Here is a 14,941-nt window from a genome sequence, read left to right as displayed (position 1 = left end):
AATTATGAAAAACACAATATTATTTATCGCGACCTTATTTCTTATGACGATAAGTAGCTTCGCCCAAAACGGTATTAACTACAAAGCTATTGTTAAAAATGGCAGTGGCAACGTCTTGGCATCTTCGCCTGTGACCTTACAATTTACCATTTACGCAGGTGCGGCATTAAGCAATAATGTCTATCAAGAAACCCATACCACTAATACAGATGCTAATGGTTTAATTATCCTGAACGTTGGAGAAGGTACAACGGCAGATACTTTTGAAGATATAGCTTGGGAAGTCGATGACCATTACCTAAACGTACAAGTAAATACAGGCAGTGGGTTGGTAGATTTAGGTACGACACAGTTTAAGTCCGTGCCTTATGCTAAAGTAGCAGAAAAGACAAAGTCCTCAGAACGTATTGAATTACCTTACTTTGACTCAACTACCTTGGCAAATGGTTCCGCATTTCATGTACATAATACAAGTACTAGTGCCGCATTTGGTATTGTAGGTACCACGGGAACAGATGGGTCTACTATTCCTGCAAACCGAGCAGGTGTATTAGGATACTCAACTAATGCCCATGGTGTTTATGGGCGTTCTGAAAATAGTTCTTATGCTGGAGTTCAAGGGGTTTCAAATTCAGCCAGCGGTTATGGCGTACTTGGCTATGGCTTTGGTGGTGGTATTGGTGGATACTTTTATACAACTTCTAATGGTAAAGCTGCCCTAACTACTGGAACCGGAAATGTGGGTATTGGTACTCAGAATCCAGAAGAAAAAATGCATGTTGCTGGTAATCTTTTTATACAATCAGATTTAGGGCAATTACAGGTTGGATATCCAGGCACTGGAAATCGTTGGGCATTGAGCACAGTTGGTTCTGGTGCCCATTTACAATTTCGTTCCAAGCCGAGTGGCAGTAATAACTATACAACACGTTTTAGATTCCGCCAAGATGGTGAATTTCAAGTTGGTAATATAGGAACACCGACAGCATGGACGCATATTCAAGAAAATTCAACATTAAATAAACCACTTCTAAAACTAGAAGAAGTTGGTAACGATTATGCCCGTTTAGAACTTACTAATAACGAAGCCTCGGGTGCCTACTGGCATGTGGCAGGTTTACCTTCGACCACGACATCAAGCGCAAGACTCAATTTTTATTTTCGAAATGCTTCTGGCGCAGCAGATAGAATGACCTTAACTGGTGATGGAGAAGTAGGAATTAACGGAACTCCCACAGCGCGTTTACATGTTCATCAAAGAAGCCAAGGTGTCGGTACTGGTTTAAGGTTTAGTGATAATACTGCTAATCAAGATTGGGATGTTACCCACGGTTTTGCACTGCGTTTCCACTATGGAGGAAGTTTAAGAGGATTTATAAGCGCCACTACTGGAGCGTATACGCAATCCTCAGATGCTAGTCTAAAATCAAATGTGCAAAGCATACCAGCATTAATGGATCGTGTAAAACAGTTAAGACCAACGTCATATAACTATAAAGATGACAAATTAAAAACAAAAGCCTTAGGGTTTATTGCCCAAGAGGTTCAGTCTATTTTTCCTGAGGTGGTTCATTTTTCCGAAGATGATGGACTATATGGGATTGACTATGCTGCTTTTGGTGTTATAGCCGTTAAGGCGATCCAAGAACAACAAACCATTATAGAAAATCAGCAAAAACAAATTGATGAACTTAAAACTTTGATACTAACACAACTTAATAAAAATTAAAATAATGAGAACTTTATTAGTCGTATTAATAATTATGAGTTGCTCTAACTGGAGCAATGGGCAATCCATAGAAAAATTCAGTATAGATTCTGGTGGATCCTCAACAAGTGAAGGAGGTATTCAAATACTCTATACCATCGGAGAAGTCAATGTACAAGAATACAGCAACGCAACAATTTCTATATCCGAAGGATTTATCAATTGCGATTTATCGACAACCTTAGGTATTAACGATGCCGAAGTTTTAGCTCATAGAATTAGTATTTATCCAAATCCAACAGATGGTATTATCAATATTGAAACAAATTATCAAGTTGAAAAAATTGAAGTCTTCTCTATTTTAGGTCGAAAAATTAGAACGTTTAAAAATATAACGACTCTAGATTTATCGCATGAAGCTGCTGGTATCTATCTATTAAAAATAAATGTTGAAGGACAAATAGTTAACAAGAAAATTGTACTTCAATAATCTCTTTTTAATCAAATTTATATGGACGTATTAAAATCAATACCTTATTTACTATTTTTTTGTTTATTATTTCAAAGCTGCAAAGCTCAAAAAACGTCAATGGCTTTGCTAAAAATAGAAGACTACACCAAAGGCGAATTAGAACTTAAAACAAAGGCTTTTGGTGATAATAATCCAATAACCATAGGTAAAATTATGGCAGATGGTACCATTCAATTTAACTGGCCAGAAATAGAATTAAGTACAATTAGTGAGAACGATTATTGGACAAATTCTATCAAAAACTTTACAGGAGGTAATTTTTGTAAAGATCCAAACGCAGTTATTGACAATGAAGCCGCAATTTTAGTAGAAAATAAATATATTTATGTCTATAAATACAATAAACCTGTAGGTAGTATTATTCCCTCTTCTCAAAAAGGGCAAGAGCATAACAAAGCACAATTAGGTACTACCATTGATTGGATTTATAGTTATACAGATACCAATGCAAAGGCCAATTGTAGCGAAAAGAAAACATGGAAAGAGCTTTATAGTTTTGACCAAACTACAGCTTACGATCTTAAATTTAAAAAAGGCTGGAATCTAGTAGCCTATACCTTAAATGAGATTGAAGACTATGAGGATAATGGGCAAATAAGAAGTCTCCCAAAAACGAAAACAATTCAATCTTTAAATAAAATGCCTGCAAACTTGTATTGGCACTTAAACTATTGGGCAAATGATGCCTTATTAGAAATAGAACAGCAGCTCATTACATTAGTACCACTTACAAAACAACAATACGAAAACTGGCTGCCAAAAAAACTAGGTAAATTAAAAAGAACAGGTTATGAAATTGGTAAAACACTAGAGCGTATGCCAACACTAAATAAAGTAAATCTTTTGTTTGAAAAAGACGCAAAGAAAATAGACCTAACAATTGTTGATTGTGCAAATAATAAGGTAGCCATAAGTAATTTCACTTTAATTCAAGATATGGCAAGTAGAGATTGGAAAGATAAAACTAAAACTGGGTATAGTACGGCTACAAAATTAGACGATACACGAGTGATAATCGATTACAACGAAGAAGACCTAAAAACAACGTTTAGTTATAATGCTAATGAAAGGTTTATGATTAAAGCAGAAGCAATCCATATAAAACCAGAAGAACTTTGGGAAATTTTAAAGAATCTTCAATTAGAAAAACTCATTAGTCAATAAGAACACGCAGAAAATGGCTGAACGATGCAGATGATTTATGGAGACAAGAAAAAATCTAAAAATATAATGACGATGGAGTGCACAGGTTTAGAAGAAACAGATTTTTCAATAGACACGACAAAATAGGGCTCAATGTTAGGCACTTTTGTTGGCTAAACTATGCGTTTTAGTTTTGATTTTTTTTGTAGGTATTTGTAACGTTACTTTTGTCCCGATAGGTGTTTTATTTTCATACAAATCTTCAATTTTTAAAGTATAAGGATTTGGGAATGATTCGGAAAAGTTAGCCAATCGTGCCTTTGTGATGTCTATACCTACAGATTTTTGTTTCAACTTTTTATTTTGCTTTATTTTTCGTGAAGCAACTCTACCAATGCCATTGTCAATAATTTCCACAGTTATAAAGTCTGGAGCATTTTTAAAAACGTTTAGCTCAATTTTTTTATCTTCAGATTTTGAAGACAAACCATGCCATAATGCATTTTCTAGAAAAGGTTGTAAGACCAGAGATGGCACTTTAGTAATCTCAGTATTTATAGATTCGTCTACATTGATCTTAAAATCGATTTCGTTAGAAAATCGAATGTTTTCAATATTCATGTAAAGTTTCATGGTCTCAAGTTCATCATTAAGTGATGTTTCTTTTTCTTTCGAAGCCATTAAAATTTTACGGATTAACTTAGAAAACTTATTAAGGTAGTACACTGCATTTTCCTTTTCGTTATTTATAATGTAAAGTTTTATAGAATTTAAAGAATTAAAAATAAAATGCGGATTCATCTGGCTTCTCAGCATATCTTGTTCTAAGGTTAGAATATGCTTATCTCGTCTTAAGGCTTTTGTTCTATTTAATATAAATAAAGTTATACCAAGAATGGCTAATGCTAATGAAGTGTATAATAAAATTCTCTTATTTCTTTCAAGTCGTAATATTACCTTTTCATTTTCTAGAGCCAAGGCTTTAATTTGATTGTTTTTGTCTTCATTTTCATACTCTAGTGCAATATCATTGACATATTGAAGATTTTGTTCAGTCAAAATAGTGCTCTCTATCTCAACCGCTTTTTGGTAATAGCCTAATGCAGTTTTAAATTTTTTATTTTTCTGATTTATCTTCTGATAATAATTTACTAGATTCTGCTATTGAAGATTTTAAGTTATAAGTTGTAGCAATCTCTAAAGCTTTTTTCAAGTTTTTTTCTGCTGAAGAAAGTCGGTTCAATTCAATTTCTAATTCACCGAGATTAAGATAGGAATCCGAGATGTAGAATTGATCTTCTAGTTTTAAAGCCTGTTCTAGTGCTTCTTTGATAATAGGTTCCGCAGCTTTATAATCTTCTTTTTTCAGATAAATACTACCAATACTGTTATTACAAATAACGCGACCAATATCAGAATCGATAGCATTATTATAAGCTAAAGACTTTTCGTAATTAGTTAAAGCCGTATCCAAATTTCCTTTAGCCTCTTCCGCATAGCCGATATTATGATAATTAATGGCCAAACCTAATTTATTATCGGCTTCTTTTTCAATTTTTAGAGATTTTTGGAATTGAGCAATAGCCAAATCGTATTGCTTTAAAGCCAAATAAATATTGCCAATGCTGTTTTGAGATATAGCAATATTGCTTTGTACGGTCTTAGAAGGCTCTATAACCGAATAAGCGATTTTTAGAGCTTCAGTATGGTAGTCTAATGCGGGTTTAATAATATCCATACGTCTGTAAGCAACACCAATCATGTTTAGACTAATAATTTTTAATTCTATACTATTAGCTTTCTCGGCATATCGTTTTGCTTCTTGGTGGAGTGCAATGGATTTATCGTAATTTGAGATATCTCTATGAATTACTCCGAGAGCGTTTAAAGCATAGCAAATCCCTTCATTATAGGAATTTGCTTTAGTGACATCTAATAAATGTTTCATTTTTACGCTGTCTCTTTCAAAAGGTTTTAACAGCGAATCAATATGCACATATTTCGAAGGTTTTGTTTTATTGATGTCTTTCAACACAATTTCAAAATCCAAATTTTGAGCATTGCCAAGCAAAGTATAAAATATAGTAAATAATAAAAAACCTAGAAATCTATATGGAATGTGAAAGTTCACTTTTAGTTGACTTTTAATTAAAGTTTTTCAAGAAAATCGGACTTTCTTTGTCTTGCCACTGGAATTTTATGGTTACTGTCCATAATAACATAACCTTCATTTTTTATAAATGCCTTTATCTTATTTAGGTTTATGATGTAAGAATTGTGTATTCTAAAAAAATAATGTTCAGGTAAAATAGCGTCAACTTCTTTTAATTTTTTTGTCACTACTATTTTTTTCTGGTCTTGCAGAAAGAGTGTGCTGTAATTTCCGTCTGACTCTATGTAAATGATGTCATCTACATCTAAGAAAAGAAGTTTTCCGTCAGTGTTAATTGTAATTCTTTTTTTGTCGAATTGAGAATTAAAATTAGAAAGTACGCGCTCCAATTTTAGAGAATTAACGTTACGATCACTGTGCTTTTTAATTTTTTCAATAGACGCTTTTAAATCATCAGAATCTATAGGTTTTAATAAATAATCTATAGCTTCATGTTTTAAAGCTTTAATCGCATATTCGTCGTATGCTGTGGTGATGATAACAGCAAAATCAATGTTTTTTAGTTGTTCTAAAAACTGAAAACCACCTATGGTTGGCATTTGTACATCCAAGAACAAGCAATCTGGCGAGTTAGCATCTAAGTAGGTTAACGCTTCATCTGGATTTGTAAAAGATGCCATAACCTCTATTTCCTTGTTAAAGTTGCTTAACTCCCACATTAAACTTCTGAATAGCCTTTGGCTCATCATCAACGATTACTGCTTTTAACATAATGAAAATAAATAGACTATAAATATATGTATATAAAGAATGTTTTACATATAAATATGTGTACAATGCTTGGTTTTGTGTATAATATGCTGAAAACTAATAATAAGAGAATTGCATAAGCCAGTTATACATTTTTTTTTACCAGTTATACATTACAGTCAGGTAAAAACATGTCTTATATAGATATTTGAATAACGAAACTAATCGAATCAATTAAAAGCAGAGTGGGGACTTGCTTTTATTATTAAATGCTATTAATTCGATAAAAGTTGAACTTTTAAAAAATTAGACTTTTAGTTTCAGTGTTAATTTAATAATTAAGCAATTTACGGTTGCCTTTTTATTAATTAGTTAGTTATTAGGGAAAAAAGAGCGTTACAACAACGCTCTTTTTTGTTTGTTTTTAACAGCAACATTCTTCACTGAAAATCATCAATAAAAACGCTTGCTAAGCTTTATTTTAATAAGACAATACTTACGTAAATTAATTTTCAATACAATATTTAAGTAATTGAAAATCAATTGGTTAATTAACTTTTTAATCAATTGACCATTTCATAGGCGTTACAAGAGTTTGTTAAAAACTTGTTGACAACGTTTATAAAATACCCTTTCATTTTTAATGACAATTGTCAATCTTTGTTCGAGGCAAAAACGAAATTAGATTTTTTGGTTTCTAGATTTAGAAAAAGTATGTAAAATCAATTTTTTAAACACGCCCTTTTATCCCTTACAAGGGAAATTATAACACATTTTACGGAATTATTAATAGAAGTTGAATGATGAATATCGTTCTAATGGCTATCTAGGCTTTAAATTAAAAAGAATTTATGGAGGTTACACAATTAGAGATTACAGAAATTATAAAAAGAGATTACGAAACAAGTCCATTTGTTTTAAACAAAATTTCTAATGCTGTTGAAAAAGCGATGATGTCTGTTGGTAATGGAACCAAAGAAGATGCGAATACAATTTCCGTAAAAGTTTTACAAGAATTATTAGAAAGAAAAGGCAAAGACTATAGATATGTACCTACCGTTGAGGAAGTACAGGATCTTGTTGAGATTAAATTAATGGACAGTCAGTTTTTGGACGTTGCGAAAGCATATATTCTATATAGAGATGAGCAAGCTAGAAGCCGAAAGACTAATATTTTTGAAAAACGTATTAATCTAAAACCTTATGAGTATCCTGCGTTAAACGAGTATGTGGATGCGATTAGGCATTCGTATTGGATTCATTCTGAATTTAATTTTACAAGCGATATTCAAGATTTTAAGACGAGACTTACAATTGTTGAACAAAATGCCATCAAAAATACAATGTTGGCCATTTCGCAAATTGAAGTCGCCGTAAAATCATTTTGGGGTGAGATTTATAACAAAATGCCAAAACCAGAAATAGGATCTGTAGGAGCAACATTTGCAGAAAGTGAAGTGCGTCACCATGATGCATACTCACACTTATTAGAAATATTAGGTCTTAATAACGAATTTAAAAGATTAAAGAAAAATCCTGTAATAATGAGACGTGTTCATTATTTAGAGACCGCTTTAAAAAATGCAAAAAGTGAAGACAATAAAGAGTATGCAGAATCTATCTTGTTATTCTCCCTATTTATAGAACATGTGTCTTTGTTTTCTCAATTTTTAATCATAATGGCATTCAATAAGCACAAGAATATGCTTAAAGGTATTTCTAATGTGGTTGAAGCGACTTCTAAAGAGGAGCAGATCCACGGAGATTTTGGTATCGATGTGATTAGAATTATCAAAGACGAAAACCCAACATGGTTTGGTGAAGAGCACAATACGATAGTAAAAGTAATGTGCGAAGAAGCTTTCGAATCTGAAAGCAGAATCATTGATTGGATATTTGAAGCAGGTGAATTGGATTTCCTTCCAAAGAATGTGATTAACGAATTTATAAAACAAAGATTTAATAATTCCCTCGAAAGTATAGGCATCGATAAAGTATTTGATGTTGACAACAGCTTGTTAGAGCAGACCGAATGGTTTGATGACGAAATTATTGGCACTAAACACGGAGATTTCTTCGTAAAACGCTCTATCAACTATAGCAAAAGAACTAAAAGTATAACCAGTGACGACTTATTTTAAACCATGAACAACGAAACTAATTTAGACCTCGAAAACAAAGTAGTAAACCCTCAAACTACAACAACCTCACCACAAGATGAATTAATAAAAGCCAGAAAAGAAGCTATAAAGGAGGCTAACAAAGAACCTGAAATAAAATGGCTAACAGACCATAGTCGCAAATTTTTATCCTCAGGTTATCTTACGGAAGGTACTACACCAGAAGCAAGAATTAGAGAAATAGCCAATAATGCTGAGAAAATCTTAAAGATTGATGGTTTTGCCGATAAGTTCTATGGCTATATGGCAGAAGGTTATTATTCTTTAGCATCACCAGTGTGGTCTAACTTTGGTAAAAAGCGTGGTTTGCCAATTAGTTGTTTTGGCTCTCACATTTCTGATGATATGGGAGATATTCTCTATACGCAATCAGAAGTTGGTATGATGTCTAAATTAGGAGGTGGTACTTCTGGTTATTTCGGAAAACTTCGTCATAGAGGTGCACCAGTAAAAAATAACGGCGAGTCTTCTGGAGCAGTACACATTATGCAATTATTTGAAAAAATGGTTGATGTTGTAAGTCAAGGTTCTGTGCGACGAGGTCGTTTTTCCCCATACCTACCAATAGAACATAATGATATAAATGAGTTTTTAGAAATAGGAACAGAAGGTAACCCAATACAAGAGTTAACACATGGTGTTACTGTAGGAAATGAGTGGATGCAAGAAATGATTGATGGAGATACTGAAAAAAGAGCTATTTGGGCAAAAGTTTTACAAAGAAGAGGTGAAATAGGTTATCCTTATATCTTCTTTAAAGACAATGCGAACAATACTGCACCAGAAGTATATCAGGAAAATAAGCATGAGATTTACGCAAGTAACTTATGTTCAGAGATTATGTTGCCAACAAATGACAGGTGGTCTTTTGTATGTGTACTATCTTCAATAAACTTATTGCATTACGATAAGTGGAAAAATACAGATGCCGTTGAAACGATGGTCTATTTCTTAGATGCTGTTTTAGAAGAATTTGTATCGAAGCTAGAGGTTTACAGAGATTCTCCAGATAGAGATGATAGACAAACCTTCATGTTTATGGAGAAAGCTTATAACTTCGCAAAAGAAAATAGAGCACTTGGAATGGGAGCTTTAGGATGGCACTCTTTATTACAATCTAAAATGTTACCATTTGATAGTGCTGAAGCATTTAACCTTAATAGCGAAATCTTTAAGACTATTAAAGAAAAGTCAGTTAAAGCATCAGAAGAATTAGCAACATTATTTGGTGAGCCAGAAGTATTAAAAGGTTATGGAAGACGTAATGCAACATTAAATGCTGTGGCACCAACAACATCATCTGCATTTATCTTAGGACAAGTATCACAAGGTATTGAGCCAATTTGGTCTAACAGTTATGTTAAGGATATCGCTAAAATAAAGACAACAATTAAGAATCCGTTCTTAAAAGCACTTTTAGCAGAAAAAGGAATGGACACAGTTGAAGTTTGGAAGAGTATCCGTGATTACGATGGTTCAGTACAACATTTAGAAGGTCTTACAGAGCTCGAAAAAGATGTCTTTAAAACCTATTCTGAAATTGACCAAATGACTATTATTTATCAAGCGGCAAACAGACAGAATCACATAGACCAAGGACAGTCTTTAAACATTATGGTACACCCAGATATGCCAGTTAAGGATATTAATAAAATTTACGTTACAGCTTGGCAGTTAGGAGTAAAATCATTGTACTACCAACACAGTATGAATGCAGCACAGAAATTCAAACAAAAGAAGGAATGTGCTAGTTGTGAAGGGTAACAAATAAATTCCTGCGCAAGCAGGAATCTCATTCTAAATATTAAAAAAGCATCTCAGTCCCGATAGCTATCGGGAGAGATGCTTTTTTTAATTGTTTTCTAAATAGTTTTTTGCATCGCGAATATTGAGTTCAACATCATCATAATGTCTACTTACTCTATCTTTATGAAAAGAGGGTTCATCAAATCTGTCTAAGGCAAGTAAAATTTGAAATATAGGTATTGGGTTCTCTTCACTCAATTCTCTTTTTAACCACTTTTTATAATCTGAAATAAGATTTGTGTCATTGGTTTTTGATAAAGCCCAATAGGCACTAGTTCGATCTTTAATTTCTGCGTAAAGATTGGATTGCAATCCATCAATTATATTTGCTTTTAATTTAGAAGGTTCAATAAGCGTTAGATTAGATTCTTTAATTACACTTTTTTCATAATTACCATGATAACTTCCGTTTTCTTTTTCAAAAATAAAAGCAGCTTCCGTAAATTGATGGTCGGTTAGTTTCATGTTCCGATAATAAAAAGATTTTTTTATTCTTCAACCAAAGTATCAGTTCCCAAATACTTATCATCCTTATTATAATACCAAGCTCTTACTTTTGGCATTTTAATATCATTTATGAGCGCTTCTTCAGAAAGTAATATATATTCACCAGAATCTGTTTTTTCTTTTCCATTATCATCCGTTTTAAAAAACTGATAGACTTCCATGGCATACGTTTTTGGATTGAAATAAAAGTACCAGACATCACTGCCAATGGCTTCATCATAAGTGACTTTTAAAACCAAGTAGTCTTTACCTTTAAAGGCTTTCTTTTCGACCTTATCACTGAGATTGGTTCCAGGATCATTCAATTTCATTGGTAATCCATATAAATACGTATAATAATTTTTATATAGTGTTGCTCTATCGCAAGACATGTTTTTGGCTTTGGCCGAAACACTATCTAAATCCTTACCATTATACACCATACTGCACTTTCCTTTATTTATGGAATAGATCGTGGTTACACTATCTCTTGTGGCTTTTACGCTAAACAATTCTCTTGCTAAATCGATACGTATTTTACTCGTACGCTTCGAGGCATTTGGTGTGGTCATTTCAACAGTAAACTTTGCTTTCAAAGTTTCCCAATTACCATTAGGATCATGGTAATTAACAGTATTTTGCAATAATAGTTCTGGTGTAATATTCTGACTCGAAAGAATGAGTGCGAAGAAAAGGACAAATAATGTTAAAGCGTTTTTCATTTATATGTAATTAGACATGCAAATTACAAATTAGAGCATAAAAAAAAGCATCCAATGCCGAACTTTACGGGAGGATGCTTTTTTGTTAGTTTAGATAGATTTGAATATTAATTTGCTTCCATTAAAGCAAAAAACTTATCTATGTTTGGCATTAATATGATACGAGTTCTTCTGTTCTTAGCACGATTAGCTCTAGTATCGTTCTCAACTAATGGTTGGTAACTGCTGCGGCCAGAAGCGATTAATTGCTCAGGTGCTACATTAAATTGCTTTTGCAATTTCTTAACTACAGAAGTAGCACGTAATACACTTAATTCCCAGTTGTCTGAAACTTTAGCAGTATTAATACTTCTAGAATCTGTATGACCTTCTACCATCACATCTAAGCTTGGCTCAGAATTGATAACGTCAGCTAACTTTTTTAAGATTTTGTCTGCTTTGTTTCCAACTCTATAACTCGCTGTGTTAAATAACATATTATCATCAATAGATATCATTACTACAGTTTCATTAATATCTACAACGATATCTTGATTTTCATCAAGATCGCTAGTATTAATAGCTTTACTTAAGTTGTACTGTACAGCTAAGTTCATTGAGTCTTTTAATGTTTTAGCGCCTGCTAATTTTTCTGGGCTTATGTTCTGTAAAGTTGCACGCATTTTTTCTTTACTTGCGCCAGAAGCTACAGTACCATCTTTAGAAACTTCAAATTTTGCTTTGTTCTCAATAGTTAAACCTTCAACATCTTGATTTAAAGATTGAATCTTATAGTTGTAGTCGTTAACACGCTTCTCTATAACAGCAAACTTGTTTTCTAAATCTTCTTTTTCGACTTTAGTTTTAGTAAGTTCACTTACAGTTTCACCATGTTGTTGTTCTAAGGCTAAGTATTTCTTTTTTGAAACACATGCAGATAACAAAATTGTTGTTACCAATAGAATTGAAATTTTTTTCATTATTTTAATTTTAGGTTAATTAGTTAAATACAATTACATATACGAGGCAAGTTTAGTTTTAGATGTTGAAAAACTATATTTATATAAAAAAACCTTAGATAATTTCTATCTAAGGTCTAGTTTAGTTGCAAAATTGTATATTCTATTCGTCTTTTTTAGCAATATTATCGTCGGCAAGCTTCGCTGGTTCTACCGAACTATCGTGCGCACCAAAATATTCTTCTAATAGATTCATCGTAGCGGTTAATAAATCTTTAGTTTCTAAAAGTAAACTAAAATATAGTGTTGTGTTTTTTGGACTCGACTCTTCTGTACGTGTGCGCTCTACTTGTTTTTGTATTTTTTCTTTTACTAAATCATAGATTTCAGCTTTTTCAGCCAATACAGCACCTATTTGTTCAAAAGAGCGGGATTCAAAAGCGGTTTGCGTGGATGAAAATAGAGCTTCCATTCGCGCATCTAAATCTTTGAGCTCTTTAATTTGACTAAATTTTAATTTTTTATGATTGTTATTTATATGTTTATGACTTGCTTTAGAAATGTAATCTAAGGATTGTGTCATATCTTGTAAATAGCCTAGAATGTTAATGTAAAAATTACTAGCTGCTAAACTTGGTTCTTCAAGGTTTTTAATGAAATAAAATATGTTATCTCTCAGTTCATCAATTTCGTTTGACAGTTTCTCTATTTGTTTACGATTCTTCTTTAGAACTTTTAAATCCTGAACTGCTAAACCGTTAATTGCAGAAGAGTATATCTTATTACCTCTTTTTACAACGCTGGCAATATTTGCTGCACTTTCTTGAATTACACCTTGTGTAGAACTGCTTTCAGCTTTTTCTAACTGATCCTCTTCACGTAAAATTTTTGAATTCTTTTGGTGAGAAATAGTACTGCGTAATAACAAAGTTATAGCTAATACTAATAAACCAGTTAAAGCATATCCTTCACCGTAAAATAATATACAAGCCATTATAGCAGCTGCAACAAAAGCACTAAATGCGGTAAAAAACCAACCACCAATAACATTTAATACACCAGCAACTCTATATACAGCACTTTCGCTTCCCCAAGCTCTGTCTGCTAAAGACGTTCCCATCGCTACCATAAACGTTACATAAGTTGTAGATAGTGGTAATTTCATTGATGTTGCTATAGAGATTAAAACACTAGCCACCATTAGATTTACTGCAGCTCTAACCAAATCAAATGCAGGTAAGTCTTGTTCTTTGGCAATCACTTGAGGCTTTATAAACCGTTTATTAGACCAATCTTTAAAAGATTTTGGTAGAATGGTATTAAAGCTATCAGAAAAAGCAATAGTACCTCTTACGATACTACGCGATAAATAATTAGGTTCAAAACGTTCTTTTACTTCATCCTGACGCGATAAATCTACAGATGTTTTTACCACAGCTTTTGCTTTGCTAGAAAACCATAAAGTAAGTACCATAATTAAACCAGCAGCAAGCAGTAAATAAGATTTTGTTGGAACTTTTCCTGCCAAGCCTTCCATACTAAATTCTGAAGGTAGTGTACCAAATGCTAAAAACGCTTCATGCCATTTTTGAAAGGCATCAAAACCTGCCATAGGCACACCAATAAAGTTTACGAGATCATTTCCTGCAAAGGCAACTGCTAAAGCAAATGTTCCAACTATTATAATAAGTGTGTAAATTTTAGTATTAAAAAGTTTAATTGCCAAATAAGAAAGAATTGTAAAAACGACGAAGCTTACACCAATGAAAACTATAGGATTTGCACTTAAAAAATCTTTAATACTTGGCGGCATAAAAGCTGCATTTTTTAGACCTTTTATAATTATAAAATACATAATCGAAGTAATCGCAAATCCACTAAAAATAGCACTATACCATATTGGCTTTTCCTGAAATTTAAATGATAATAATAGACGAGAAACATATTGAACCAATGCTCCAACAGAAAATGCGACGACTACAGAAAGTAAAATACCAATGATAATTTCAATAGCCTTTTCGTTATTAATATAATTAACTAAATCTCCGATAGATTGCGAATTGTCTGCATATATTTTAAGTAATGCTACGGCAACAGACGCGCCTAATAATTCAAAAACTATAGAAACTGTAGTAGAAGTTGGTAAGCCTAGTGTATTAAAAAAATCGAGTAGAAGAATATCTGTAAGCATTACGGCCGTGAAAATGACCATAATTTCACTAAACATAAACTCACCAGGATTAAATATGCCTTTTCGAGCTACTTCCATCATTCCGCTAGAGGTCATAGCACCAACAGCAACACCAATACTTGCAACAATCATTATGGTTTTAAACGAAACCGCTTTAGATCCTATAGCAGAATTTAAAAAATTAACAGCATCATTACTTACACCAACAACTAAATCTACAATAGCTAAAAAAGCTAAGGCAGCTAGCATATAGATATAAAGATTTTCCATGTATTAGGTTAGCTAAAATTGAACGCAAAATAATTTAATTATTTTTAATGGTACGTTATCTAAAGGTTATTTTTTATCAGTCATGTAGATTTGTAGTAAAAC

11 protein-coding genes and 1 pseudogene are annotated in these 14,941 nt (G+C 32.6%); 5 read left to right on the top strand and 7 right to left on the bottom strand.

All coding sequences use genetic code 11. The features are described from left to right. Positions 1-4 precede the first annotated feature (4 nt). The 3 genes from SJY34_RS10035 to SJY34_RS10025 all read left to right on the top strand — a co-directional run bounded on the left by SJY34_RS10035 (position 5) and on the right by SJY34_RS10025 (position 3,404). The gene (locus SJY34_RS10035; protein WP_400075257.1) at positions 5-1,729 is read left to right on the top strand and encodes a tail fiber domain-containing protein; all 1,725 of its coding nucleotides are present in this window, start codon (positions 5-7) and stop codon (positions 1,727-1,729) included. Positions 1,730-1,733: 4 nt separating this feature from the next. Beyond that, a complete protein-coding gene (locus SJY34_RS10030) occupies positions 1,734-2,198 on the top strand; it encodes a T9SS type A sorting domain-containing protein (protein ID WP_400075255.1) in 465 nt (154 codons plus the stop codon). Positions 2,199-2,297: 99 nt separating this feature from the next. Further along, on the top strand, positions 2,298-3,404 hold the full coding sequence (locus tag SJY34_RS10025; RefSeq protein WP_400075254.1) for a hypothetical protein: 1,107 nt from the start codon (positions 2,298-2,300) through the stop codon (positions 3,402-3,404). A gap of 135 nt (positions 3,405-3,539) precedes the next feature. On the opposite strand, the gene SJY34_RS10020 is transcribed toward SJY34_RS10025, so the two are convergent. The 3 genes and pseudogenes from SJY34_RS10020 to SJY34_RS10010 form a co-directional block, all read right to left on the bottom strand. Further along, the gene (locus SJY34_RS10020) at positions 3,540-4,442 is read right to left on the bottom strand and encodes a sensor histidine kinase (RefSeq protein ID WP_400075252.1); all 903 of its coding nucleotides are present in this window, start codon (positions 4,440-4,442) and stop codon (positions 3,540-3,542) included. A gap of 58 nt (positions 4,443-4,500) precedes the next feature. Further along, a complete protein-coding gene (locus tag SJY34_RS10015; RefSeq protein ID WP_400075250.1) occupies positions 4,501-5,331 on the bottom strand; it encodes a tetratricopeptide repeat protein in 831 nt (276 codons plus the stop codon). A gap of 200 nt (positions 5,332-5,531) precedes the next feature. Further along, positions 5,532-6,267: pseudogene (locus SJY34_RS10010) on the bottom strand (LytR/AlgR family response regulator transcription factor). An 830-nt stretch (positions 6,268-7,097) separates the two neighbouring features. On the opposite strand from SJY34_RS10010, the gene SJY34_RS10005 reads away from it, so the two are divergent. Further along, on the top strand, positions 7,098-8,387 hold the full coding sequence (locus SJY34_RS10005; protein ID WP_400075248.1) for a ribonucleotide-diphosphate reductase subunit beta: 1,290 nt from the start codon (positions 7,098-7,100) through the stop codon (positions 8,385-8,387). Positions 8,388-8,390: 3 nt separating this feature from the next. Further along, positions 8,391-10,190, top strand: a complete 1,800-nt coding sequence (locus SJY34_RS10000) for a ribonucleoside-diphosphate reductase subunit alpha (RefSeq protein ID WP_400075246.1) — start codon at positions 8,391-8,393, stop codon at positions 10,188-10,190. An 87-nt stretch (positions 10,191-10,277) separates the two neighbouring features. On the opposite strand, the gene SJY34_RS09995 is transcribed toward SJY34_RS10000, so the two are convergent. The 4 genes from SJY34_RS09995 to SJY34_RS09980 form a co-directional block, all read right to left on the bottom strand. Next, a complete protein-coding gene (locus tag SJY34_RS09995) occupies positions 10,278-10,697 on the bottom strand; it encodes a hypothetical protein (RefSeq protein WP_400075244.1) in 420 nt (139 codons plus the stop codon). A gap of 23 nt (positions 10,698-10,720) precedes the next feature. Beyond that, positions 10,721-11,440, bottom strand: coding sequence for a DUF6503 family protein (locus SJY34_RS09990; protein ID WP_400075242.1), 720 nt, complete (start codon positions 11,438-11,440; stop codon positions 10,721-10,723). Positions 11,441-11,547: 107 nt separating this feature from the next. Next, on the bottom strand, positions 11,548-12,399 hold the full coding sequence (locus tag SJY34_RS09985) for a flagellar motor protein MotB (RefSeq protein ID WP_400075240.1): 852 nt from the start codon (positions 12,397-12,399) through the stop codon (positions 11,548-11,550). Between the two features lie 142 nt (positions 12,400-12,541). Further along, complete coding sequence (locus SJY34_RS09980) at positions 12,542-14,839, bottom strand: anion permease (protein WP_400075238.1); 2,298 nt, start codon at positions 14,837-14,839, stop codon at positions 12,542-12,544. Positions 14,840-14,941 lie beyond the last annotated feature (102 nt).

It is taken from the genome of Winogradskyella sp. R77965 (assembly GCF_044594915.1).
Taxonomy (GTDB): Bacteria; Bacteroidota; Bacteroidia; order Flavobacteriales; family Flavobacteriaceae; genus Winogradskyella.
This window is presented reverse-complemented; position numbering and strand designations above follow the sequence as displayed.

What these genes read in the sequence shown, in the direction of transcription:
- SJY34_RS10035 (WP_400075257.1), top strand. Translation starts at nt 5, where the DNA reads ATGAAAAACACAATATTATTTATCGCGACCTTATTTCTTATGACGATA.
- SJY34_RS10030 (WP_400075255.1), top strand. Translation starts at nt 1,734, where the DNA reads ATGAGAACTTTATTAGTCGTATTAATAATTATGAGTTGCTCTAACTGG.
- SJY34_RS10025 (WP_400075254.1), top strand. Translation starts at nt 2,298, where the DNA reads ATGGCTTTGCTAAAAATAGAAGACTACACCAAAGGCGAATTAGAACTT.
- SJY34_RS10015 (WP_400075250.1), bottom strand. Translation starts at nt 5,331, where the DNA reads ATGAAACATTTATTAGATGTCACTAAAGCAAATTCCTATAATGAAGGG.
- SJY34_RS10005 (WP_400075248.1), top strand. Translation starts at nt 7,098, where the DNA reads ATGGAGGTTACACAATTAGAGATTACAGAAATTATAAAAAGAGATTAC.
- SJY34_RS10000 (WP_400075246.1), top strand. Translation starts at nt 8,391, where the DNA reads ATGAACAACGAAACTAATTTAGACCTCGAAAACAAAGTAGTAAACCCT.
- SJY34_RS09995 (WP_400075244.1), bottom strand. Translation starts at nt 10,697, where the DNA reads ATGAAACTAACCGACCATCAATTTACGGAAGCTGCTTTTATTTTTGAA.
- SJY34_RS09990 (WP_400075242.1), bottom strand. Translation starts at nt 11,440, where the DNA reads ATGAAAAACGCTTTAACATTATTTGTCCTTTTCTTCGCACTCATTCTT.
- SJY34_RS09985 (WP_400075240.1), bottom strand. Translation starts at nt 12,399, where the DNA reads ATGAAAAAAATTTCAATTCTATTGGTAACAACAATTTTGTTATCTGCA.
- SJY34_RS09980 (WP_400075238.1), bottom strand. Translation starts at nt 14,839, where the DNA reads ATGGAAAATCTTTATATCTATATGCTAGCTGCCTTAGCTTTTTTAGCT.